15 protein-coding genes are annotated in these 23,231 nt (G+C 42.6%); 4 read left to right on the top strand and 11 right to left on the bottom strand.

Annotated features, from left to right (window positions below; all coding sequences use genetic code 11):
- Positions 1-10: 10 nt before the first annotated feature.
- The 5 genes from MKY54_RS10390 to MKY54_RS10370 all read right to left on the bottom strand — a co-directional run bounded on the left by MKY54_RS10390 (position 11) and on the right by MKY54_RS10370 (position 13,748).
- Positions 11-6,199, bottom strand: a complete 6,189-nt coding sequence (locus MKY54_RS10390) for an SGNH/GDSL hydrolase family protein (protein ID WP_339190393.1) — start codon at positions 6,197-6,199, stop codon at positions 11-13.
- 360 nt (positions 6,200-6,559) lie between these two features.
- On the bottom strand, positions 6,560-7,108 hold the full coding sequence (locus tag MKY54_RS10385) for a GNAT family protein (protein WP_179086275.1): 549 nt from the start codon (positions 7,106-7,108) through the stop codon (positions 6,560-6,562).
- Between the two features lie 148 nt (positions 7,109-7,256).
- The gene (locus MKY54_RS10380) at positions 7,257-9,092 is read right to left on the bottom strand and encodes a UbiD family decarboxylase (protein WP_339190391.1); all 1,836 of its coding nucleotides are present in this window, start codon (positions 9,090-9,092) and stop codon (positions 7,257-7,259) included.
- Positions 9,093-9,207: 115 nt separating this feature from the next.
- Positions 9,208-9,729, bottom strand: coding sequence for a serine acetyltransferase (locus tag MKY54_RS10375; RefSeq protein ID WP_036679239.1), 522 nt, complete (start codon positions 9,727-9,729; stop codon positions 9,208-9,210).
- A gap of 260 nt (positions 9,730-9,989) precedes the next feature.
- Positions 9,990-13,748, bottom strand: coding sequence for an alpha-L-arabinofuranosidase C-terminal domain-containing protein (locus MKY54_RS10370; RefSeq protein WP_339190389.1), 3,759 nt, complete (start codon positions 13,746-13,748; stop codon positions 9,990-9,992).
- A gap of 224 nt (positions 13,749-13,972) precedes the next feature.
- Here MKY54_RS10370 and MKY54_RS10365 point away from each other — a divergent pair, with 224 nt between their 5' ends.
- On the top strand, positions 13,973-14,584 hold the full coding sequence (locus MKY54_RS10365; protein WP_339190388.1) for a GNAT family N-acetyltransferase: 612 nt from the start codon (positions 13,973-13,975) through the stop codon (positions 14,582-14,584).
- A 76-nt stretch (positions 14,585-14,660) separates the two neighbouring features.
- Here MKY54_RS10365 and MKY54_RS10360 read toward each other — a convergent pair whose 3' ends face one another.
- Together MKY54_RS10360 and MKY54_RS10355 are read right to left on the bottom strand one after the other, a co-directional pair.
- The gene (locus MKY54_RS10360) at positions 14,661-15,110 is read right to left on the bottom strand and encodes a helix-turn-helix domain-containing protein (RefSeq protein WP_254848715.1); all 450 of its coding nucleotides are present in this window, start codon (positions 15,108-15,110) and stop codon (positions 14,661-14,663) included.
- Positions 15,111-15,306: 196 nt separating this feature from the next.
- Complete coding sequence (locus MKY54_RS10355; RefSeq protein ID WP_339190386.1) at positions 15,307-16,344, bottom strand: NADH:flavin oxidoreductase/NADH oxidase; 1,038 nt, start codon at positions 16,342-16,344, stop codon at positions 15,307-15,309.
- Between the two features lie 247 nt (positions 16,345-16,591).
- Here MKY54_RS10355 and MKY54_RS10350 point away from each other — a divergent pair, with 247 nt between their 5' ends.
- A complete protein-coding gene (locus MKY54_RS10350; RefSeq protein WP_076191215.1) occupies positions 16,592-16,972 on the top strand; it encodes a VOC family protein in 381 nt (126 codons plus the stop codon).
- A gap of 31 nt (positions 16,973-17,003) precedes the next feature.
- On the opposite strand, the gene MKY54_RS10345 is transcribed toward MKY54_RS10350, so the two are convergent.
- Together MKY54_RS10345 and MKY54_RS10340 are read right to left on the bottom strand one after the other, a co-directional pair.
- Positions 17,004-17,654, bottom strand: a complete 651-nt coding sequence (locus tag MKY54_RS10345; RefSeq protein WP_076124958.1) for a suppressor of fused domain protein — start codon at positions 17,652-17,654, stop codon at positions 17,004-17,006.
- Between the two features lie 60 nt (positions 17,655-17,714).
- Positions 17,715-18,779, bottom strand: a complete 1,065-nt coding sequence (locus MKY54_RS10340) for a hypothetical protein (RefSeq protein ID WP_339190384.1) — start codon at positions 18,777-18,779, stop codon at positions 17,715-17,717.
- A 207-nt stretch (positions 18,780-18,986) separates the two neighbouring features.
- Here MKY54_RS10340 and coaA point away from each other — a divergent pair, with 207 nt between their 5' ends.
- Positions 18,987-19,922, top strand: a complete 936-nt coding sequence (gene coaA, locus MKY54_RS10335) for a type I pantothenate kinase (protein ID WP_076124954.1) — start codon at positions 18,987-18,989, stop codon at positions 19,920-19,922.
- A 165-nt stretch (positions 19,923-20,087) separates the two neighbouring features.
- Positions 20,088-21,041 (top strand): glycosyltransferase family 8 protein, encoded by a 954-nt coding sequence (locus MKY54_RS10330; RefSeq protein ID WP_076124952.1) that lies wholly within the window; start codon positions 20,088-20,090, stop codon positions 21,039-21,041.
- Positions 21,042-21,058: 17 nt separating this feature from the next.
- Here the strand turns inward: MKY54_RS10330 and MKY54_RS10325 are convergent, their stop codons facing one another.
- Together MKY54_RS10325 and MKY54_RS10320 are read right to left on the bottom strand one after the other, a co-directional pair.
- Positions 21,059-22,297 (bottom strand): RICIN domain-containing protein, encoded by a 1,239-nt coding sequence (locus MKY54_RS10325; RefSeq protein WP_036679228.1) that lies wholly within the window; start codon positions 22,295-22,297, stop codon positions 21,059-21,061.
- 177 nt (positions 22,298-22,474) lie between these two features.
- A complete protein-coding gene (locus MKY54_RS10320) occupies positions 22,475-23,173 on the bottom strand; it encodes a hypothetical protein (RefSeq protein WP_339190381.1) in 699 nt (232 codons plus the stop codon).
- Positions 23,174-23,231: the final 58 nt, after the last annotated feature.

The raw sequence follows: 23,231 nt of genomic DNA, 5'->3' as shown, positions 1-23,231 counted from the left end.
AAATATTCACTTATTTTACCGTAACTTTCATGATCGCACTCTCATTTACCCCTTGATCATTCAACAGCTCAGCCCGGTATTCATAGACGCCTGGAGAACGGTTAGTGATAGAAGTAGAAGCCGTTTGTGCGTTTGGGGTACCCGCTGTTAAAGTCTGAGTATCGATCAGTATTCCGTTCTCATACAAGCGATACTCTTTGCCGTTCATCCCCCACCATAAATTCATGGTCACTTTATACTCTCCATCGCCATCCCAGTTGTCATTGGACAACACCGGCTTAGCTGGTGCAGCATCCTTCACGATAACCACATGAGCAGCAGACACCGTTGTGCCAAAAGAATTGGTCAGCTCAGCCGTATAGGTGTAGGTTCCGTTTTCTTTTCCGGTAATATTAGTCACTGCAGTCTGTGCAGCTGGGGAATCATCACGTAAGGTTTGCGTGTCGATTAAGGCACCGTTCTCATATAGCTTGTAGACCGTACCATTATTGCCCCACCACATATTCATTGTGATTTGGTAATCCCCGTCCAAAAGTCCTGTATCCTGCCCATTATTATTGGATAGAACCCATTGCCCCGGAACACCTGTAGCCTTCTGAGGTCCACTTACGAACACAATCACTTGTTCTGTCGTCGAAAGTCCAGCGTTATTAATGGCTGTTGCGATGAACGTATGCGCTCCCGCAAGCCCTGTGAGTGGAATCTCATCTCCATAAACGACAGGTTTACCATCAAAGGTAATATCCAGACTGCGAATGCCAGACTCTGGATCTTCCGCTACGACCTGCACCTTCAATACATCCGTTTCACTCATTTGAGCAGAAGGTAAACCAGAAATCGTAGGTGGTGTAGTATCTTCAGTTTCTCCCGGTGAGCCTACATATTGAATTTTTGGAGCCACTGGTTGTTCCATCCCTTCACCAAGAAAGAATCCAGGGTGCGGAGGTTGATTATAGCCTACATTTTGCCAAGCTACTGCCAGGCGGTAGATCGGATCATGCATCAATGTGCGAATACGATAATCTGTCATATCCGTTGTTGTGTAGATCCGTAGTTCAGAACTGTCCGTTGCCCGCCAGATCACTTCTTCACGCCAATCCCCGAACAGATCTGCCTGCAAGCTTGGATTCGCCTTGGTGCCATTATTTGAAGAAGCACCTACAGCCGTCAATAAGTTAACCGTTGTCTGGTTGGTATAGTCCCACTTATCCACTCGATTCGCATCCAGTAATTCACGTAAAAGATCACTATCCCACCAAATACCAAAATTCGTGGAGGAAGGCAGTTTTTTAGTGATTAGTTCCCCTTGCGCACTGTATAGGCCCGTAACAGGTATATGCTCCTCATTGGTGATCGTTGCAGCCCATACCTCTTCGCCAGCATATCGCGGATCAATATCTGCTGACATTCCCCGTCCAGTATCAATCCCCGTGAATACACCCCATAATATTTCTCCTGTAGCTGCATCACGCATTTCAATCCCATACTTCGAATCGGTATGCTCATGAACATCAAAGACTTCCAGCCCGGGTCTGGTAGGATCAAGGTCTCCGAAATGAATTGCATCACCATGGCCAAGCTTTGTATTATACAGCGGCAATCCGTCATCGTCGATTGCCATCGCGCCGAAAGTTATTTCGTCCTTGCCGTCGCCGTCCACATCGCCTACAGAAAGATTGTGGTTTCCTTGACCAACGTAGTCTCCATATCCTTCATCATTAGAATCGAAACGCCATACTTTCTCGAGCTTGCCCTCGCGATAATTGTAAGCTGCAAGTACGGTTCTAGTATAATAACCGCGGCTAAAAATCACGCTTGGCTGCTCGCCGTCTAAATAAGCTACAGCTGCCAAAAAGCGGTCTACACGGTTACCATAGGTATCCCCCCAAGCGCCAACATCTCCACGTGGCGGATCATAATCAACGGTATCCAATGCCCGGCCTGTTGCCCCTTCGAACACCGTTAAATATTCATTGCCCAGCAGCACATAACCCGAACTGTTACGATAGTCTGCACTGGCATTGCCGATGACTTTTCCTTGACCGTCCACTGTGCCATCTGCCGTCTTGATCATAATTTCGGCACGTCCATCACTATCCAGATCATATACCAGGAATGGAGAATAGTGTGCGCCGGCACGAATATTAGGCCCTAAATTAATCCGCCATAAACGAGTTCCATCTAATTTATAAGCGTCCATATAGACAAGTCCAGTATACCCAGCTTGAGAGTTATCCTTGCTGTTCGAAGGTGACCACAACATGATGATTTCATATACACCATCACCGTCCAAATCACCTACACTTGCATCTCCCGCACTATACGTATACGGTTGACCATCCTTGGTGTAATCATCTGCTGGCTTTTGCAAAGGGATCGATAGATATTGCTTCTGCCATACGCTGAATGGTTCCGAAGCGGATTTCTCGACTCCATTGATTACTGATGTGATTCTATATTTGGCATCCTCCGTGCCTTTAGGATCGAGATAGTTCGTGTTTTGAGTAATCAACGAATCATTAAGTTTCTTATCGCCACGATACAGATTGAATCCTATCGTTTCCGGATCCAGACCTAACATCCGCCAGCTGATATAAACACCCTCATCTGTCTTAACCGCTACAGGCGCACGATCCAGCGCCTCCATCTTCCGGTATAATATTGTCACCGCTGAGGTTTCCAACGTAGCGGATAGATCAGAGATGCCGCCTGCATTTACCGAGGCTACTTTGTAATAGTAAGGAATGGTAGTCAGAACGGTCGTGTCTGTGTACGAAGCTTCGAATGATTTGCCGATCAGGATGAACTCACTGTCTGCGGATTTCGCACGATAAATGTTGAACATCCGTGCATCCGGTACCTCATTCCAAGTAAAGGTCACATCATTTTTGTTCGTAGATTGTACAGCTAGACCACTAGGTACGGCTGCTTTTGCTACGGAGGGGTCAATCATAGACACTTTTAGCGCATTGGAGCCTACGGATTCCAGTCCCGTGCTGTCGACCGAAGTTACCGTATAGATATATTCCATACCAATATCCGCAGTGGTATCTGTGTAGAGCGGCTCTGTTGTCTCGCCCAGCAGCTCTGCACTATTCGCAACCGTAGCCTGACGATATACACGGTATTTCAGCGCACTCTCCATACTATCCCAAGAAAGATTAGCTGTGATAGGCTCACTGTTTAAATCCAGGCTACCCAGTTTCAGATTCGTTGGGGCTAATAATAACGGTGTGATCTCCAGCCCATTGAGATGAGCGGTTGTGCCACTAAAGACAAGATTCATCTGCCCGTCTTTGACAGCAATCTGGTTATACAGCTTCTCAGCAATATTTTCCTTACCTGAGGAGACTGTTCCGTAATCTTTGCCTTCAATGGCTACATTCGTCTTGGCAGATCCAATCCAATCTCCTGTATAGGTCTTAACAGAATAATAACCATTGGGTAAATCAACTTTGAATTCATACGATCCTCCAAAATAAATCACAAAATCTCTGCGCAGATCGTCCGTCGCATTTCCCCGATCCCGATCAATCATCCCTGCACTCGAGGTCAAACCATATCCACGTTCTGGGGTATACAGGACATTCACATTCACTTCCGTATAACCCGCAGCAACGGGTGAACCAACAGGTCCAAAATCATAACGATACTGAGCGGATTTCGTAGTCAGCTTCACTTCATCTGAAGGCTCAGACTCTCCTAGCCCGTTCACTGCAGTCACTCTTACCGAGTAGCTTTGACCTTCAACCAACCCGCTTAATGTCAATGAAGGGACAGTTGAAGTTCCCGCTAATGTATAAGCAGATTCGGCTTCTGCCGCTAGCTTACGATAGATTTTATAGATATCTGTACCTTCTACTTTATTCCATTTCAATACTGCACCTGCATTACTGATACTCCCAGCTACAAGACCTTCAGGCTTCACAGGCACCGTTTCCGGCTGTTTGATGTCCTGCACAAAGCTGGAGAGTGGAATATTTAATTCCCCTATTCCTTTGGCCAGCAGACGGGCCATTTGAATGGCTCCGTATTCTTGAAAGTGAGTATCGTCTGTCGAGCCATTTGGGAAAGCACCATATATCCCTGCATCGAGGTGAAGGAATACAGAGCGTGTAGCTGCAAAACCGATAGAATTGTAAAAAGCTACACTGAGTGCGCTAAGATCGACCAAATCAACATCAAGTTCACTTGCTACCTCTTTCATAGCCTGCACATATTCTGGAAAGCTCACATTGAATTTTTCGCTCGCAGCATTATAATCTCTGCGCCCCATGGGGGTCACCAGAATCGGAGTTGCTCCTCTTTGCCTAGCTCCATTGACATATGTTTTTAAATAAACTTTGTAATCGGCTGGAGAAGCATATCGGTCTGGAACGCTAATCGTTGCGTCATTATGACCAAACTGGATCAGGAAATAATCACCCGGTTGGATCTTACGCAGCACTTCATCCAGCCTTCCCTCGACAATAAATGACTTAGAGCTGCGGCCTCCGATAGCGTGATTCTTAAACGTTACTTCCTCGCTAAAGAAATCAGGAATCATTTGTCCCCAGCCTGCCTGTGGTATCCAATAAGGATCATAAGTCTGCACGGTTGAATCACCCGCAATATAAACCGTTGGCAATTCATTAGCAGGACGGTCTGGCTGCTTAGTAATCACCAGTGCATTGATATTTGGCTTAGTGCCAGAGAACACCAAGTTCATTTGTCCATCCACCAAAGCGATGTCAAAGCTCATTTCCAAATACTGGCCTGCTGTTTTGCTCGTCTGTTGAACTTTTTGAATGGATTCGACTTTGATGCCAATCTCTGTATCTCCGGCGCTGTCACCAGCGATAAGTGAAACTGTATAGTCGCCATTCGGTAAATCTACATTAAAAGTTGCATCCTTAGGGACCACAAAATCTGATCGCAAAGGATCTGAGGTTCCTCGGTCTACCCCAGTTACTTTCGATATATCTGTAAATCCATATTTAACCTCAGAGGAATAAGATACCCCTGCATCTACCTTAAGATAACCTTCAGCCACAGCACCCGGGCCAAAATCAAAGGAATAAACATCCCCTTCTGGCAAAGTTCCAGGAGGCGAATACACAGCGCTTTCCACCTTGTTAGATAGCTCTGATTCGCCTTGGTCATTGGCTGCCTTCACCCCATAATATTGCCGTTTTGAGGTGTCCGCTGAGGCATCCGTAAATGTCGTCTTCTCTGACTGACCAATCTCATGGAATGTTCCATCTGCTGAATCAGACCTTAAGATCGTATAGCGGCTAGCTCCAGCCACACTGTTCCAATTCAGTTGAACAGAACTTACACCGACACTGACAATTGAAAGACCGGTTGGTGCTGCGGGAACCTCTACCCCCGGAATTTTGTCTACGGTCACAGATGCGCTCAAAGCAGACTCCTCACCCTTTCCATTTACAGCTGACACATTGTAAATGTAACCACTCCCTTCATTTACATCTGAATCCACGTAGCTGTTAGCAGCAGCTTGACCTATGGCTTGAAGGGTTCCACTAGGAAGAACCGTTCGATAAATATTGTAATAGACTGCTTCTGTCACGCTGCTCCACCCTAGAGATACCTCAGTGGGAGTGATATTATGAACCACTAATCCCTCAGGGGCTTTCAATGGACCTGGTACAATCTGCTGAATAATTAGTCCATTTAAATATCCGCCAACCCCTGTACCCGTAATGCCGACGGTCAGTTGACCATCTTGAACAGTCGTCCGGTAGGTAGCTTGATTTACAGCTTGCTTGCTGCTTATCGACCCAGCCGTGCTACCTTCCAAAGTAATCGTAGTTTTGGTTGTACTTGTACCCGCTAGTAAATCTCCTGAGTATACAGTCACATCGTAATCCCCATTAGGAAGATCCACCAAAAAAGAATAGGACAGTCCCAATACAAAATCGTTGGTCATATCGTCTCCACCCGAGCGATTCCTCGAAGCAACCGCCTGATCTAAACCATACCCTAGCTCATTCGTATATAATTCAGATTCATGCACGCCTGTATAACCACTCATAACAGGACTTGTTGCTGTTCCAAAATCATATTGCAAGGTTATTGGGCCTGAAGCTGCACTGGCCTGTTGCCCCCCAAATGTTGTAGATGGAAGTATTGATGAACAAATGAAGATCCACGACAATAACACCATAAATATTTTATTTCCAAGTTTATTCCTCTTCATCTTCCGTGCTTCACCCGCTTTCTTATGATTGAAAGAACTTAGTACGCATCTAGCCCCGTTGTAGTAAACGCTTACAATAAGCTTCGTTGTCATTCGTTCTTCAAATATAAGTTCACTTCGTGCGCGTATCCCCTCCTCTTTGCTCAGGCAGCTGGATGGTAGCTGATTCCAGTTTCACTCATATCCAACACGATACTACCACCTAAGTGTCACTCTGAACATTTAAAAAACAGATTTTATCATACACTAAACCGTTCAATTTCTTCGCCTATAGTTATAAAAACCTACGATTTGGGAAGAAGTTAGGACAGAAGAATCAGTGAGGGGACACCCGCTTTTGAGATCACGACAACAGTTTTGCTATTCCTTCATCCTTAACCATTCGCTTCTGAGCAATCCATAGGAATAAGTATCATGCCAGATTGGCTCTCCATTACTATCATATTTAAAATAACCCGTCTGCAAAAAATGTCCTTCTCGACGAAGCTTCAATCGTTCGAGCAGTTTCCATGAGTGTGTATTTTCGGGATCACAGTTCGCAATCACACGTCTCATTTTCAGATTATCAAAGCCATAGTTTAACAATTGATTACAAGCCTCTGTAGCATAACCTTTTCCCTGAAAATCAGGGTTAAAAACATATCCAAATTCCCAAACGCCAAAAACCTTTGGTTCGCTCGCTTGAAAATATAAGTTGCCGATCATTTTTGTCGTAGATTTAAGACAGACTGCCCAAAAAGCACGGTCCGATGACCGTCTGAGCGCCTCAGTGCGAGATTCATCTGCATTAAACACGGAATAGGGCTCATATTTCACAACACTTTCTTGCGACAAATATTCATGAAGGTCTTTCCAATCCTCTGCTGAGAACCTTCTAATCCATAAACGTTCGGTTTCCATAATTTCCATCAGAACAACACTTCCCCAATATTAATAGTAAATATATACCATACACCCCATAATACCCCTATTTATTTTTTATTTCATATGAGCAAAATCATTTCACAAACAGCAAATAGGCCTCCTTGGATTCCCAAGAAGGCCGATGAATGTTTCTCTATATCTTAACTCTGCTTAAACTGCCACCTGACGCAAATAATCGTTCGATATGCTTTTGAACGGTTGGGTCCGGGATCAGTGGCGGGGCTTGATGGGGTTTTACCCGAGCATCAATAATCACGTTGTCACAGGACCAATGTTTATACTCAGTAGAACTGTTCACTCCATAGATATCATGAGATGGATTACTTCGGGTGAACGTCGCCCATAGGAAATTGTCGATCTTTTCACTCAAAAACTCGCTATCATCACACAAAATAATCATTGGGCAAGAAGGAAGTGACCCTTGCTCCTGAATAGCTTCACTAAGCTTGTTCATTTCCAGTGCTGCTTCAGCGTAGCTTGTGAATTTAGCGCCTTGAAGGGCAACAAGACCAGGCATCACCATTCGTGCATGTTCAAATCCCTGTAATTCTTTCAGCAGGCCTGGCACCTCTGTACATAGCTCTCTTTTCTTATCCCCTACTGCTGCAAAGATCACTTTACTTCCGCTGTTTAATCCTGTGCCGGAATAATCAAGCGTATCAATCGTGGTATTGGTATAGAAATGAATATCTCTATGAAGATTAATCCGCTCTAAGATATACGTCAAGAAATCCTCGATATTATGTGTGCTGATAGGCTGATTCTCTTCTGCTGTAATAAACAAAAACTTAGCTAAACTAAGCTGACCCGTCCCTAAAATCCGGTTAGCAATGGTCAGAATTTCTGCTGGCTGCTTTACTTGCTGATAAGGCGTATAACGTTCACTACCAATGGCGAACAGCAGGGGATGAACACCCGCAGCATCGACTGCATGAACTTCTTTGACGCCCGGAATTTCTTGGCGGATAGCCCCACCTGTCAGCTCGTGAATTAACTCACCAAACGCGGTATCCTCTTGTGGCGGCCGGCCGACAACCGTAAATGGAAAGATTGCATTTTTTCTGGCGTACACTTTATGTACTCTCATTACTGGGAAAGGGTGAACCAAGCTATAATAGCCTAAATGGTCGCCAAAAGGCCCCTCCGGCTTCGTCTCACCAGGGTGAATTTCACCTGTTATTACAAAGTCCGCATCATTGCTGATACAATAACCATCCACATAGCTATAGCTGAAATGGCGTCCTGAAAGTAATCCTGCAACGATCATCTCACTCATTCCCTCAGGCAAAGGCATAACCGCCGATAAAGAGTGAGCGGGTGGTCCACCGATAAAACAACTTACTTTAAGCGGTTGTCCTTGGCGGTTCGCTTTTTCCTGATGTACGCCAATGCCGCGATGAATTTGATAATGAATGCCCACTTCTTTATTTAATTCATACTCATTTCCAGTCAGCTGCACACGGTACATTCCCAGATTGGAGTTCATAATGCCCAGCTTGTCCGGATCTTCTGAATACACCTGCGGCAAGGTTACAAAAGCACCACCATCTCCCGGCCAATGTGTGATTAGCGGAAGATCAGAGATACTAATTTCCTGAAAACCGCTTGGCAGACCCCCTGGCTTTTTAATAGGCAATGCTTTTCTCGCGGATAATCCGGTACCAACATATTTAAATGGATTTTTGAGTGCTTTTACGGGATCGTTGCGAAGGGCAATTACGTTATGTGTGGAATCCCAAGTACGCCGAAAGATAAACTTACTGCGCTCTATCGTTCCAAAAAGGTTAGATACGGCCCGAAACTTCGAGCCTTTTACATTTTCAAATAATAATGCAGGTCCACCAGCCTCATAAACCTTTAGGTGAATCGCCGCCATCTCTAGATAAGGGTCCACTTCTTCATGAATACGAACTAAATGTCCGTGTTTCTCTAAATCATTAACACACTCTTCTAAATTGCTATATTTCATTTCATTACTCCGATCTCTAGAAGGTTATTACAAGATTACTTGGATGCTTTAATTATACCCTGTAAGATATTAAAATAAAGCGCACGCGTACCCTATGTACTAGAACCTAACGTCTTTATCTTGTATTCTCTGGTTTCGGTTCACTCCGCAATATATTTTTAGCAGGAATACCTACAGCCGAAGCGTTATCCGGCACATCCTTTACCACGACAGACATGGCCCCGATATTAACATCGTTACCAATGACAACCGGTCCAAGAATCTTGGAGCCTACTCCAATAAAAGCTCTGTCTCCAATCACTGGCTCTCCTAAGTTATTTCTCCCGCCAATAGTCACTTGATGAAAAATAGTAGCATGGCTTCCAAGCACCGCTTTAGGACTAATGATAATCCCATTTAAACCATGCGGTAAATGAAGCGCATCACCAATTTGAGCTTGAGCGTGAAGCTCGCCATTCGCAAGAATACGGACAAAAAGCACATCCATTATCCGATACAAAAGCCACAAAGGTTTTCGCACGATGCCATTCTTCACTCGATAATACACCCAATTTCCATAACGATAAGTAAACAAGGCCATAATCGTTTGAGGATTTTTCAGATTTGCTTTCCAGTCCGTTTTGAATGATTTCATCATTTTATCGTTCTCCTTTTTAGGGGCTAGGGTATGCACTGTATTCTGGAGTAATGAAGGCAGCTGTGGATAAAACATCTGGGAGGATCGCGGGCTGGAGGGTCAGTCGGTGATTGTACTTTCACCAGTGTAAGATAGATTCTGAGATTCATCAAGCAAGTGGGCAGTTCTCTCTATATAATCATCAACCGATTTAGAGGCTTGTTAAACAACAACACGCGCCGAACAAAAAGATCGGCGCGTGTTGAACAGCATATTTTCTATTAAATCAGATCCAGAACAATCACATTCACGGAATTGGCAGCTAGCTTCACAATTGCCGTGTCTTTATCAATTACGATTTCCGTTTCAACTGGTGTAACCTTCTCATCATTTTTTCTGTTCACATTAGGTGTGTGAACCAGCGAGGCGTCTCCGGTTAAGGTAATCCGTTTACCCGTAGCAGCTACTTTTAAGCCTTTTAGATCAAGCTTCGTTGCTTTTTCTACACCATCCGCATTTACAAGCTTCACATAGAGATGCTTATCATCTTTAGTTACGGAATTGTATACCTCTCTGTTATAAGCCTCAAGCTTATAATCCAGTACTTTGCTTGTTACCTTGCCATCTGTATAAGAGCAAATCAAATGTTTGCCATCTGCTCCGCCATAATTAACGGTGATGGTATATTCCGTATGATCCGCAAGCTCTTCATAGCAACTGGCTCTAAGGTTACCAGCAGCGGTACTAGAGGAATAATCGCCGAGAGTATAAGCCTCAATCCCTTGCTTGTACACCTTGACTCCTGTGGCATCGCCATTATAGCCAATTGCATATTCGATAACATCTTTATTTTCCGGTGAGATTTCTGTCAGACCTGCGCCTACATAGAAGCCATCTTCGCCAGAAGCTTTTTCAGCTACAACCTCTACTTTATAATTAGTCCACGCATCATTAAGGATATACAATCCATTCAATCCGCCATTCTGCGCTTTCAATACCAGACCTTTGGAAGGATCAATCGTATATCCGGCAGAGCCAGGAATCACTTTCCAAGCTTCATCCAGCGGCTGCGTGAAATCTTGATCCAACCATACACTGCCATCTACATTCGAAGTCACTTTCACCCGTTTCACGATCACAGATGATTTCCCCGCAGCCACTTCAATTCCTCCATGAGGAATGAGGTCTACCTTCTCCCCGTTGCGATAAGTCGAAAATGAGGTGCCAACCACTTTGGTTCCCAGGTATTTAGCATACAACTGCTGAACATAATAGTTCGGTGTGTACCATACGGTTTCATCATCGAACCAGATGCAATCCGGTGTCCATCTATAGGTGCCATCTGTCAGAACCTTGTTGAACAACGGTGCCGTTGCCGCCAATCTAATCACATCAGAGTTATTCTCGAAGCTGGACATAATCGCCGCCTCAGCAACAGCTCCTGCCAAAGTGTTTTTATCTGTGGAAGCATATTCACCCACAAAAACCTTTGAAGTTTCAGCCTCATCCAAGCTGCCGTCTTCCTTATAGGCTCTGTAATAGTAGTTGTAACGATCAGCATTCTCTAACAAATATTCATTGGAACGGTAGTAATGCTCATCCGCAATGGTATCCATGTAGTTCTTTTGTTTTTCGTACCAGGTAACAGTCTCTTCGATGCTCGATGTACCATCCGTAAAGCTGATTTTTTCCGAGCCCTGTAAATTTCCGCTTAGGAATTTCCAACCTTGCTGGTAAGCATCATCATCTGCCTGTGCACCCACGGTAGAGAGAATAGTCAATTCATGATCAGGATAGTTCTTCACCATATACTCATCAATCACTGTTTTAAAATATTCGAAGTTGGCGAAAAACTCTGTACCCCAGTTTTCATTCCCCACACCCAAATAACGCAGATCAAACGCTGCTTCATGGCCCATCTTTTTACGCAATGCAGCCCACTCATTATTGTCAAAATCCATGCTAATCGCAAAATCAATCAGATCCGTAAAGTTCTTCACATAATAATCTCTTAACGCACCGCCAGCTGGATTCGCATAATCCGAACGAGCTTGACAGAGTACGCCGCAGGCCATAACCGGAAGTGGTGTTGCGTTCAAATCCTCGGCTAATTGGAAATACTCCATATATCCAAGACCCATGGTCATCATGTAGCCCCATACGTTATAGTTCTCTTTGCGCAATTCGATATCGTTGACGGACTCTTTCCAATCGTACACGTTCTCCCAAATGTGAGAACCTTCAGAAATACAACCCCCAGGGAAACGCAGGAAGGTAGGATGAAGATCAACGAGTGCATTCACTAAGTCTTTTCGCAATCTATAGTTTGAATTTCCTTTATAGTTAGCATGAGCTGTAGCAGAACGTTCCTCTTCACCAGCGCCCCAAACGTCATCAGGAATTAAGGAAACCATATCAATGGAGATCTCACCGTTAAAGGTTAAAGCCAGCTGACCAAGCACAGTTTCAGATCCTGTTAATACAAGCTTTGAATCGACACCATACTTCTTCCAGCTGCCGTCACCGTTTACTTCAACAACTGCAGTATCGCTGATGGCTTTACCGTCTTTGTCGAGCAATTGCAAGGTAATTGTGCCCGCTGCTTCTGCCTTCGCCCAAATCGTGAAGTTGTACTTGGCATCTTCCTGAATAAACATCGAGCAGTGCTGATTGGAATCGGCAAAACCTCTATTATTAATCGTTGCGCCATCCGCTACCGTCACATAATGCGCATTCATATCTTTATCATCGATGCCGAAGAAATCGTTTAATCCGCCTGTATTATGGACAGTCATTTGGTCTGTATCCCCAGACCATGCGTGAAGAGGTGTATAATTTCTTCCGGTGGAAGCACCATGTACACCACATACATGCGAATAGCTGTCAAAAGCAAAAGATTCGAAGGAGCGATTCTGCACTAGCTCTGCATAGATCCCACCGTCTGCTGCATTGTTAATGTCCTCATAGAATAAACCATATAGAATTTGGCTAACATCCAAAATCTCCTGATTGCCGTCAATCGTTAAGGTGTAAGGTGGCAAATCTTCCGGAAGCACAGACACAGTGAAGCTCTTTTCTGCTGTACTAGCTCCCTTTTTCAAATGTGCTGTAAGTGTTACGCCTTGAGCAGATTGAACTCCTTTATTCACAACGCCTTCATTAGAAATGACTTTGGTATCGCTGGATACCCAAGATACGTCAACTTTCCCGCCCATCAGCGAAGCTGGCAATTCGATATCTTTGGTAATAATCGAGCTTGGGAAGGTTAAGTATTTATCTTTTGCAAGCTTAACGATATCTTCATCCGTCAAAGATTCGCACATAATTTCAATCACTTCATCTTGAGTTAAGCCTGCTTTATATACACGGAAGTCCGAAATATAGCCGCCAAAATCAACATCTGCCGCGTACTGGGATTTCCCGATTGTATTATTGCTATAATTCAGTTGGTCTTCAAAAGTAGCAAACCATTTGCGCAGCTTAGCATATGTGCCACTCGAGGTTTGGCTGATCATTCCATCCGCAACTACTTCACCATTTACATACATCACAGGACCTGCACTGCTTAGTGTTCCACCTTTTGTGCCTGTAACTGCAAAGGAAACGTGTACCCATTCATCAGTCGCAAAGGATTTCCCTGGATCTGCAATTAAGTCTTCCCCTGCAAAACAAGTGCCCCGTAAATTGCGGGTTACAAAAAGATAAGGTCCTGTTTCACCTTTACCAAAATCAAAAATTCTTTCCCATAAGCTTGAAGCTTTGCTTACATACATCCAGGTCGAAATCGTAATTCCTGTATGGTCACTGACCTCTTTAAGCAGATCGTTAGGTAATGAAATATAGGATGTGCCATGTTCTCCCCCAGCAAGCGAAACAGCTTGTCTACCTGCTACGGATTTAATAGCCGGCAGCTTCGTACCTGAAGCGGTTCCATCATTGCCGTTCCCCGAGAAATCTTGACCAACATCCTCTGGATTATCAAACTTATAATGCGCAATTAGACTACCATTAATAAATTTGTTACCGTTGTCATTTTTCATAGAAGATCACCTGTTATCTTTATAGTAGAAATCTTAAAAACCTAACAATATTAGTTCATTGCCGTTTATACGAAACATAATAACATATTTTATAGTCAATTAATATATTAACCAATTAATATTTATGTGAAATAAAAGAAAACATTTTTTATAATCGAATATTACCAAATCAATCAATTGTTTCATGGTAAAATATCTGTTAGTTAATAAAGGAGTGGTGAAAGTTGAGCGAGGTTGTGAATGAAGAGGCCAATTCTAGTGATTTATTTACGATTGATTGTAAAGATATTTTTCTGCGGGAGTATAGCGTGGAGGATTTAGAGGAGTTTCATGCGCTTACTCTACAGCCTGAAATTATTGAATTCTTGCCAGATTGGAATGTTCCTAAAGAACAACGGTTGGACTGGTTAATAAACTATGAAATAAAAGAGAACCAGCAGTTTCTTCAAGCGATCTCAGCGGGCGGAGATATCGGAGAGCTTCGTCTTCGTTTAGGCATTATTTTAAAAGAGTCCGGTGAGTTTATTGGTTGGTGTTGTACAGGAATTAAGGATGAATTGCCCGTTCCTAACAGAGAGATTATGTATGCCATATCCAAGGATCATCGCGGTAAAGGCTACACTACTCAAGCTGCCAAGGGATTAATTAAGTATTTGTTTGATAATAGCTCTACCGATGTATTAAACGCCATTGCTCTGAAACACAATATCCCATCTAATAGAGTCATTCAAAAATGTGGTTTCGAGCTTCTTGATGAGATTACAATTGAACATGAAGACTATAATTATTACCGGCTTTCCCAGCAACAGTGGAATGAACAGGTAGGATGTAAATAGCGCCCCACACTAAAAAACCTCTGTATGGGAAATGGAGATTCGGTCCATTTACCAAAACAGAGGTTTTATTGTGAATTCATGACTGTTGCTTCATGCGAAGCATTTGATCCAAAAGCTCTTTCACATCTTTTTCCGGAAAAGCTGCAAGCAGGGTCTCTTGAAAGGTATCTTGTGCACGAAGGAGCTTGTCTTCGCCAATGGCAGTCAAGGCAGTATAGATACTTCTGCGATCAGCATCACACGCTTTTCTTTCTAAAGCGCCACAGCCTTTGGCCTCAAACCGACTAACCAGTCGGGAAACTGCGCTCTGGCTTAAACCCACCATAGCTTCGAGCTTCTGCAATTTCAGTTTCTTCTCCGGCGCTTCCGACAAAAATAACAGCAAATAAAATTCTTTTAAGGATAAGCCATGTTTGGCTTGTAGATTAGCTTCCAATTCATTCGTCACATTCATTTGTATATGCGTTAACGTCAACCAACTCGTTATAAGTTCATTGTTAAGAATGTCGCCCATTTTATTATTCATCTCCCGGGTGTATGGCTTTTCATGATTTTTTCCTTCTATATAATAGTACTACAATCCACAACCATACATAAAGTATAGGTTCGATACTTATACTTTATTTTATTTTTAAAAAAAGGAGAGACCGTTTCTCCAAGAAGCCGGCCCCTCCACACTTTACAATTATTTTGTTTAGACTTCACACTATTTAAATTAGTCTTTACCCATTAATTCTTGGAAACCCGAAAGAATATTGTCTGGGAATACCAGCATCTTTCTGAAGCTCAACCCCTGCTTCCAGCGTCCAGTATGGATTTCTCAACATGCCCCGGCCCACGGCAACAAGATCAGCTTCCTCATTCCCAATCACGGCATTAGCAAGTACAGGCTCATCCAATCTGCCAACCGCAATAACCGGAACATTCAAGCCATACTTGATTTCTCTGGCCAAAGGAACCTGATAAGCTGCATGCGTCCCTGGTTTCCCGGCAGCTGCGATAGGACCTTCACCACCTGCACTGATATGGAAAATATCTGCGCCTGCTTCTTTGTAAGCTTTACTAAATTCCAAGCTTTCTTTGATACCGTACCCGCCCTCAACATATTCTTGAGCGGAGATACGCATAATCAATGGCATTCCTTCCGGCATTTCACTTTTTGCTGCGCGAATAACTTCTGTACCAAACAGTGTTAAATCCTTGCCATATTCATCTGTTCTTTGATTGGTTAGAGGGGAATGGAACTGATGAATAAGGTAACCATGCGCTCCATGAAGCTCGATAACATCAAATCCCGCTTGTATCGCCCGCTTCACGCCCAACCGGAATTTCTCAACCATAGCTTTCACTTCTTCAGTTGTTAAGGCATGTGGTGTTTTGGAGTCAGCATCAAAAGGAACGTTAGAGGAGGATACAGGAACTGCTGCATCTTCTGCTTTACGTCCGGCGTGTGCAATTTGAATACCTACTTTAGCGCCATAAGAATGACAAGCTTCAACGATTCTAGCCAGTGCAGGAATTTGCTCATCAGACCAAATACCAAGATCAAAATCAGTAATCCGGCCATCAGGCTCCACGTCCGTCATTTCAATAATAATTAATCCGGTTCCGCCAACAGCGCGGCTTACGTAATGATTATAATGCCAATCCGTAGCAATTCCGTCTTTGTTAGACACTGAATACTGACACATTGGAGGCATAACCACGCGGTTCTTCAGCTTCAAATCCTTCAATTCATACGGGGTGAATAAGTCCTTCATGATATCTCTCCTCTTTATAAAAAACTAAGTATAGTATGATCAATGCTTCCAGTGAACATGAGTTTCTAAGTTCATCTTATATAAAATATTTATAAATGCATGCTCATGCATGTATATTATTATAGAATAGCGATGATGTCAACCGTAAATAATCTTCTGCTAAATGGAAACTCCGTGTATTGTTGAAACTTCTATCTTAAGGTAATATATGGATATCTATTTTTTCTTTGAAAGGATGACCTCACTCGTGGACAAAAAGCTCTTACAATCGCATAGTATTTTCCCTACGTTGAATATTGAGCAAACAGCTGCCTTCTACAGCCAGTACTTAGGTTTTAAAGCTGTACCCTATTTAGATACACAAGAACCACATCTTTGTTTGTATCGTGACGATACAGAGATTATCCTTACGCAATCCCATGGACAAAAGGTCATTCCCAATCGAGAGTTGTACGGTTATGGATACGATGCCTATTTTATTACGAAGCAGCAACAAGAGTTGGAGAAGGAGTTCGAAGCCGCCGGTGTTCATATTGTTCGTTCTTTATCAAACACCGATTATAATAACAAGGAATTTGTGATCGAAGATGTGGATGGTCGCTGGATTGCTTTTGGAATCAAAAAATAAAAAAACGGCTCTCAGCCGTTTTTTCTTGTGTTTAAAAGAGTCCCCATAACTTCTTACAACTATTTTTACGGGAAGGATCCAAAACATCCGTAACCCCAATCTTATTTAACTTGTGTAGTAACTCTTCCTCGCTATGCTTGATTTTATAATCTAACTCCTCCCCATAGAGCGGAATTAACGTATAAAAGTGCACCACTTTCTCATGGCTCATTTCTAAATTAAAGAAACCGGCTTTATCTTTTACATCTGGAACCCAAACGAACATCCCTTGAAATCCTGTATCCTCACTATAAGGCTGGGCGGGATTACCGTTCACAAGCGTATGCCCCATATAAAGCCATGTATTATATTCATGCGGAAACCTAGCCATTGTTTTCAGGGCTCGAATCGGCCAATAATTCCGTTCATCCTTAAACGCCTCATCCGACAGCTTCCAGGTAGGAGGGAGACAAATCATTAGCTCAGCATATTGATATTCTTCTGCACCTTCTGGCACCGTCATCGGTAATTCGCTCATTCCAGAAGTAATTAAAGTATAGAAGTTCCGCTCAGGCGTCGGATCAAGAATTAGAATATCTATCGACAGAACACCTGAAATAATTTCTTTAAAAACATTATCAATAACACCTATGTATTTTTCAATATGATTACATATTTTCTCATTAGACTGAGCAGAATGCATTCATAATTCCCTCCCTTATATATGTTTATCGGTATAAACAAAGGAGAGTTTATTGCTAATTCACAGAATTTCTTCTCCACTACCATGGATCTCACAAAAATCTTTATGAACCCTACTAATTAATGCCGAATAACCTTGCCCCTGATCTAAAAGATGCTCCACAAGGAACTTACTTATTAGCTCATTTAGGCAAGTATGAATTTCACTGGTTCTTTGTTTTAAATTCTCTCCTTCCTCATAAAGGGGCAGATCGCTAAATGACATATGTGTAGCCTTTCGTATTTTCAGAAAAGATTTATATCCGTTCCAATTCTGAAAAAGCGCCTCTTGTCCTTTGATGAAATCATTTGCCAGTTTCTCCTGTAATATATTACTTAAGGATTCTAAGGTGGAGGCCTTTTGCCTTAATACAAGAAGCGGCACAGTATTGTTCTTCTCTTCATTCTCAATATATAAGTGCATGCTTGCATCTAATAAAATAGCAGCTTTAATTCTATCGTCTTCCATAGTTAAATCTAATGCAGTAGCACCGCCGATGGAATGGCCGATAATACCAATCTTATTCATATCAAATAAGCCCTTCACATCTTTATCCATAGAATTAAGCGTGGACAGGTGATCCAGAACGTATTGAATATCTTTTTTTCGAATGGAAATTAAGTTATGTAAATCGGTATAATCCGCAGCTTTTATTTGCCTCATAGCTTCGGATTGATTAATAAATTCTCCACTAGGGCAAACAGTAAACATAGCTTCGTACGCAGCACTGACCGTTACCACGATGAAACCTTGCTTGGCCAGCGCTTCTATATTATAAATATACATATCTCTATCTAAACCTAATGCAGGTGAGTAGATGATGACTGGATAGGAGCGTTTGGATTTGCTTTGAAAGGTCCGATCGCTGATTGAGGTAGATAATGTATTTATGATTTCCATGTTCATGCCAATATCTTGTAGAAGCTCTCTCGCCTGTTGTTGACAGGGCCCGAAAAGCTCCATATATTTCATTGCAGATGCGTTTTTATTTAATACACCCTCTGTATCCGGATAATAAATACTTATAACTATTTTCCTTCCCTCTGACTCTTCTTGGAACGTTTCCGTGCGTGTGTAATCCTTCAATAATTCAACTTTTCGAAAAACTCCCATTGCCCCACCCCATTTTTCCTAATATTCTATATTTTAATTGATTTTCCCATTTACTGAAATGCAATCTCCTTAATGTCCATAATAATGTCGATTACAATGAATGGAATGAAGCTGTATGAACGGTTATAATACCTAAGTGCATAAGAAATCTCTAAAAACTTCAGGGATGTGGAAAATTTAATGGTGAATAATTCAGCATATACACTTTATTTACGTGAGGATTGGAAAAAACTAAGCGATTTCACCGCTATCCAATTATCAGAAGAAGAACTTATGGAAGTCCAAAGTATTAATGAAAAAATCTCCAGCGAGGATGTTAACGAAGTCTATCTTCCTCTGTCCAATTTACTAAATCTGCAACTTCTATCTGCTCATAAATTTAATGAGTCTATAAATCACTTTCTAAACAATGATCTAAAAAAAGGTCCATTTATCATAGGTATCGCGGGAAGTGTCGCTGTTGGTAAAAGCACTACGGCCAGACTCCTACAAAAACTCCTCTCACAATTACCTTCCCATCCAAAAGTGGATTTAGTTACGACTGATGGGTTTCTACATCCCAACGCAGAGCTGGAAAAGCGCGGTATAATGACGAAAAAGGGCTTTCCTGAAAGCTACGACACGCGTAGTTTAATTTCTTTTTTAACGGATGTGAAGTCTGGGGTGCCGCGGGTCCAAAGCCCTGTATACTCTCACTTAACTTATGATATTGTGCCAGATGAATATATTACGATTGAGAATCCGGATATTCTAATTGTTGAGGGCTTAAATGTTCTTCAGACTGCGATTACAAATAATCATAATATGCCTAACTATTTTGTATCTGATTTCTTTGATTTTTCTATTTATGTGGATGCCGATGTGAACGATATCGAGACATGGTACATTGATCGGTTTATTAAACTCAGAGATACTGCCTTCCAAGATGAACAATCTTATTTCAAAAAATATGCACAGCTGTCTCTAGAGGAATCTATTGAAATCTCAAAGCGGATCTGGAAAGAAATAAACTACGTTAATTTGCAGCAAAATATTCTGCCCACCCGAAATCGTGCCGATCTTATAATGCATAAGGACAACAATCATCACGTAGATCAAATTAAGCTGCGAAAATAAAGATTGAAGTCCTTAGCCGACCAAGTTGCTGAGATTCAGCACTTGGTTTTTTGGTGTTCACATGAAATTGGGTGAATATTCTGGGTTTAATGTCTCTGTCCTCTGATCAAGGCGAACGTATACTGTGGTACATTCGTACACAAACGTGAAGAGAGGATAAATCAAATGATCGATATCGCCTTGGCTTTTCAAGATAAGGATGGGAAATATGCTGAACATGCCGGAGTCGTTCTAGCGTCAATTTTTCATCATACGAGTTCCCCAATTCATATTCATATTTTACATGATGTTTCTTTAAGTGAAACTAATAAGCGCAGGCTTAGCGCATTAACTACAAAACATAATCATACCCTTAGCTTTTATTCAATCACTATGCCCGATGATCTAACTCAGGTGCTAGCCAATGTTAACTCCATTAATGTATGGACGCAGGCATGTATGTATCGATTGCTTCTTCCTGCACTAATACCCGTGGACAAAATCATCTATCTGGACTGCGATGTATTAGTGAATATGGACATTACTGAATTATGGCAGGTTGAACTGAATGACAAGTATTTGGCTGCAATTTGGGACCAGGGAATTAGAGAGGTTGCTCATATTGTGAGCGCTAAGGGATTAAATCCTGATCTTTATTTTAATTCCGGAGTGATTTTATTTTCTTTGCATAATATCCGCCAGAATACCAACTGGTACGAAGAAATGCTAACCTTCCTACGTACCTTTCCTGATGTCACCATGCCAGATCAGGATGTTCTGAATGCAGTTTTTGGTGGGAATTACCTCCCCCTCGATATCCGTTTTAATTCGTTCAACACAAACATTCCGGACCATGATTTCACTAACAAAATCATCCATTTTGCCGGAGATGATAAATGCTGGAATAAAGATTCCGCAGGTTCATCCCTATATCAGCAATTCCTAAAGCTAACCCCTTGGAGAATCACCAGAGCCAAAATCAGACGAAGAAAACGGAAAAGCAGCCCTTTAAAACCACACCTCACCCGAAAAAGAAACAAGCAGAAAATAAAAATTGTTCAGTTGAACTTAACCCCTATTCTTTTAGCCGATTTAAAACAAATTAGACCGATTAGACCGATTAGAAAAAGCCCCATTTGATATGGGGCGGCATTTCTTTAGTTCACTTTTGTAAAAAACCATTTCTGAGCATCACTCCCGTTATCCGTCCACTGCTGAACTGCTGCACCATCGGCTGTTGATGCTCCGGATACATCCATGGCTAATCCGCTCACTTTTGAAATAAGCTTATAATAGCCCCCTCCAACATCAATAATGCTCCATCGCTGAGCGTTGGTACCATTGTCATCCCATTGCTGCAGCTGTACACCGCTCGCGGTTGATGAGTTCGGCACATCCAACACTTTTCCACTATGCACTGCCGTAAGCTTGTAATAACCGTCGCCTGTACTCTCCACTTTAAATTTCTGATTATTGGCAGTGTAATTGGTCCATTGCTGCATTTTCGCCCCGCTTGCTGTGGATACATCCACTACGTCCAGAACCTTGCCACTAGCCTTGTCAGCTAAAGTGTAAATCCCACCACTAACGATGCTTGAGGTAGGCGCAGCCTGATACACACGTACGTAATCAACCAGCATTTGAGCTGGGAAAGCAGTTGAAGCATTTGGACTTCCCGGCCAATTTCCACCCACGGCAAGGTTTAGCAGGATGAAGAAAGGTTTCTGGAACTCCTCCGTATTTCCGGTTCCGTTCTCAATATAAAAAGCATTAAATGGGTTGCCGTCTACAAACCATCTTATATAATTCGCATCCCATTCCACGCTGTACACATGGTACTGTGAGAAATCGAGGTTACCAGACACCTGACCGTACTCGGCATGCCCATTGGCATCCCAATGTACCGTCCCGTTAACAAAAGCATTATTGTTCACACGCTCCATAATGTCCGTTTCCCCAGATTTCGGCCAACCCACTGAATCAATATTCGCCCCAAGCATCCAAAATGCTGGCCAGAGTCCCTGTCCTGAAGGCAATTTGATTCTAGCTTCGATTTTTCCGTAGGTGAAGCTTTTGAGTCCCTGTGTTTTGATCCGTGCAGAGGTATAATTCATCCCCCCGTACGACTCCTTTTGTGCAGTAATCACTAAATTCCCACCCGTTACCTGCAGGTTCTGCGGACGACTGGTATAATACTGAAGCTCATTGTTTCCCCACCCCCCGCTACCCGTACCTATTTCCGCCGACCAATTATTAGTGTTCAGAGAATTCCCATCAAATTCATCGCTCCATGCCAGATTCCAGCTTGATGCCGCGCTTGAACTCCCTGTAGGTACCCAAGCAATTAAGAGGGTGAACAGCAGAAATAGACTTAACATTTTTCCTTTTCGTAACATCGTCTTTTCCTCCTACTGATTTCATTGCGCGGCGCGCTCGCACATTTGAAACCGGTTTCGAATAATGGATAAAACAAAACGTTATCCCATAAACAGCTATAACAGCCAGAGTCAGGTTAACGCCTCGCTTCATTTGATGTGTACGTCTTTTCTAAACGCAATATGCCAACATTTCGATTAAAGGGACCATTTTCCATAGTTCTGCATGCTTAATGTCCAGGTTTTCTCTGCGTCTTTTACCGTCGCCATACTCTCTGAGAGCGTCCATGCGATACCAACATACTGGTCCTCTTGATCGTCAAGGAATGATTTCCAATGTTGTCCCCCGTCTATCGTTATATATAACAATGTATGTTCATTTTCAGCGGGCCGAGTAATTAAGATTCCTTGATCCTTCGTAAGAAAGAGGGGACGATAAGCATAGATTTGCGAGTTTACTAACTCATCCGGCACTGTGACTGTCTGTTCACTCCAGGTAACTCCACCATCCATTGTTTTATATAAACCAACCTTTCCCTCCCATGGAGCATTCGTTGTAATCCAGCCTTCTTTTTCGTTAACAAAAGTAAGTCCCGATTTCACCCCGCTAGGAAGAGTACTTCCTGCTTGTAAGCTATCCCCAATCTCCTTCCAAGTCTCTCCCCCATCACTAGTTGTATAAAGCTCCATATCTTCACGTGACATTCCTTGAAAATGATAGACTGTTTTCCAACCTATATTTTTGTTGAGGAACACAGTATCTTCTCTGCGGTTATCTGAAGGATCAGGAGAAGGAGAAGTTTCCTGATTAGAAGTTGGATGAGGGATTGGAGTGGAATTGGAACAACCAGATGCTATCACTGCAGCAATTAGTAGTATTGAAACTAGATATTTCATCTTGTTACCACGCCTTCGTTTATTTATCTGAAAAAGTATAGTGTGCTGTACATATAGC

Origin of the sequence: Paenibacillus sp. FSL P2-0121 (genome assembly GCF_037975345.1) — a bacterium.
Taxonomy (GTDB): Bacteria; Bacillota; Bacilli; order Paenibacillales; family Paenibacillaceae; genus Paenibacillus_AQ; species Paenibacillus_AQ odorifer.
The sequence above is the reverse complement of the archived record's forward strand: the minus strand, read 5'-3'. Positions and strand labels throughout refer to the sequence as shown.

Excerpts from the sequence above, each read along its gene's own strand:
- MKY54_RS10390 (WP_339190393.1), bottom strand. The coding sequence starts at position 6,199 with ATGAAGAGGAATAAACTTGGAAATAAAATATTTATGGTGTTATTGTCG.
- MKY54_RS10385 (WP_179086275.1), bottom strand. The coding sequence starts at position 7,108 with ATGGAAATTATGGAAACCGAACGTTTATGGATTAGAAGGTTCTCAGCA.
- MKY54_RS10380 (WP_339190391.1), bottom strand. The coding sequence starts at position 9,092 with ATGAAATATAGCAATTTAGAAGAGTGTGTTAATGATTTAGAGAAACAC.
- MKY54_RS10375 (WP_036679239.1), bottom strand. The coding sequence starts at position 9,729 with ATGATGAAATCATTCAAAACGGACTGGAAAGCAAATCTGAAAAATCCT.
- MKY54_RS10370 (WP_339190389.1), bottom strand. The coding sequence starts at position 13,748 with ATGAAAAATGACAACGGTAACAAATTTATTAATGGTAGTCTAATTGCG.
- MKY54_RS10360 (WP_254848715.1), bottom strand. The coding sequence starts at position 15,110 with ATGAATAATAAAATGGGCGACATTCTTAACAATGAACTTATAACGAGT.
- MKY54_RS10355 (WP_339190386.1), bottom strand. The coding sequence starts at position 16,344 with ATGAAGGACTTATTCACCCCGTATGAATTGAAGGATTTGAAGCTGAAG.
- MKY54_RS10345 (WP_076124958.1), bottom strand. The coding sequence starts at position 17,654 with ATGCATTCTGCTCAGTCTAATGAGAAAATATGTAATCATATTGAAAAA.
- coaA (WP_076124954.1), top strand. The coding sequence starts at position 18,987 with ATGGTGAATAATTCAGCATATACACTTTATTTACGTGAGGATTGGAAA.
- MKY54_RS10330 (WP_076124952.1), top strand. The coding sequence starts at position 20,088 with ATGATCGATATCGCCTTGGCTTTTCAAGATAAGGATGGGAAATATGCT.
- MKY54_RS10325 (WP_036679228.1), bottom strand. The coding sequence starts at position 22,297 with ATGTTACGAAAAGGAAAAATGTTAAGTCTATTTCTGCTGTTCACCCTC.
- MKY54_RS10320 (WP_339190381.1), bottom strand. The coding sequence starts at position 23,173 with ATGAAATATCTAGTTTCAATACTACTAATTGCTGCAGTGATAGCATCT.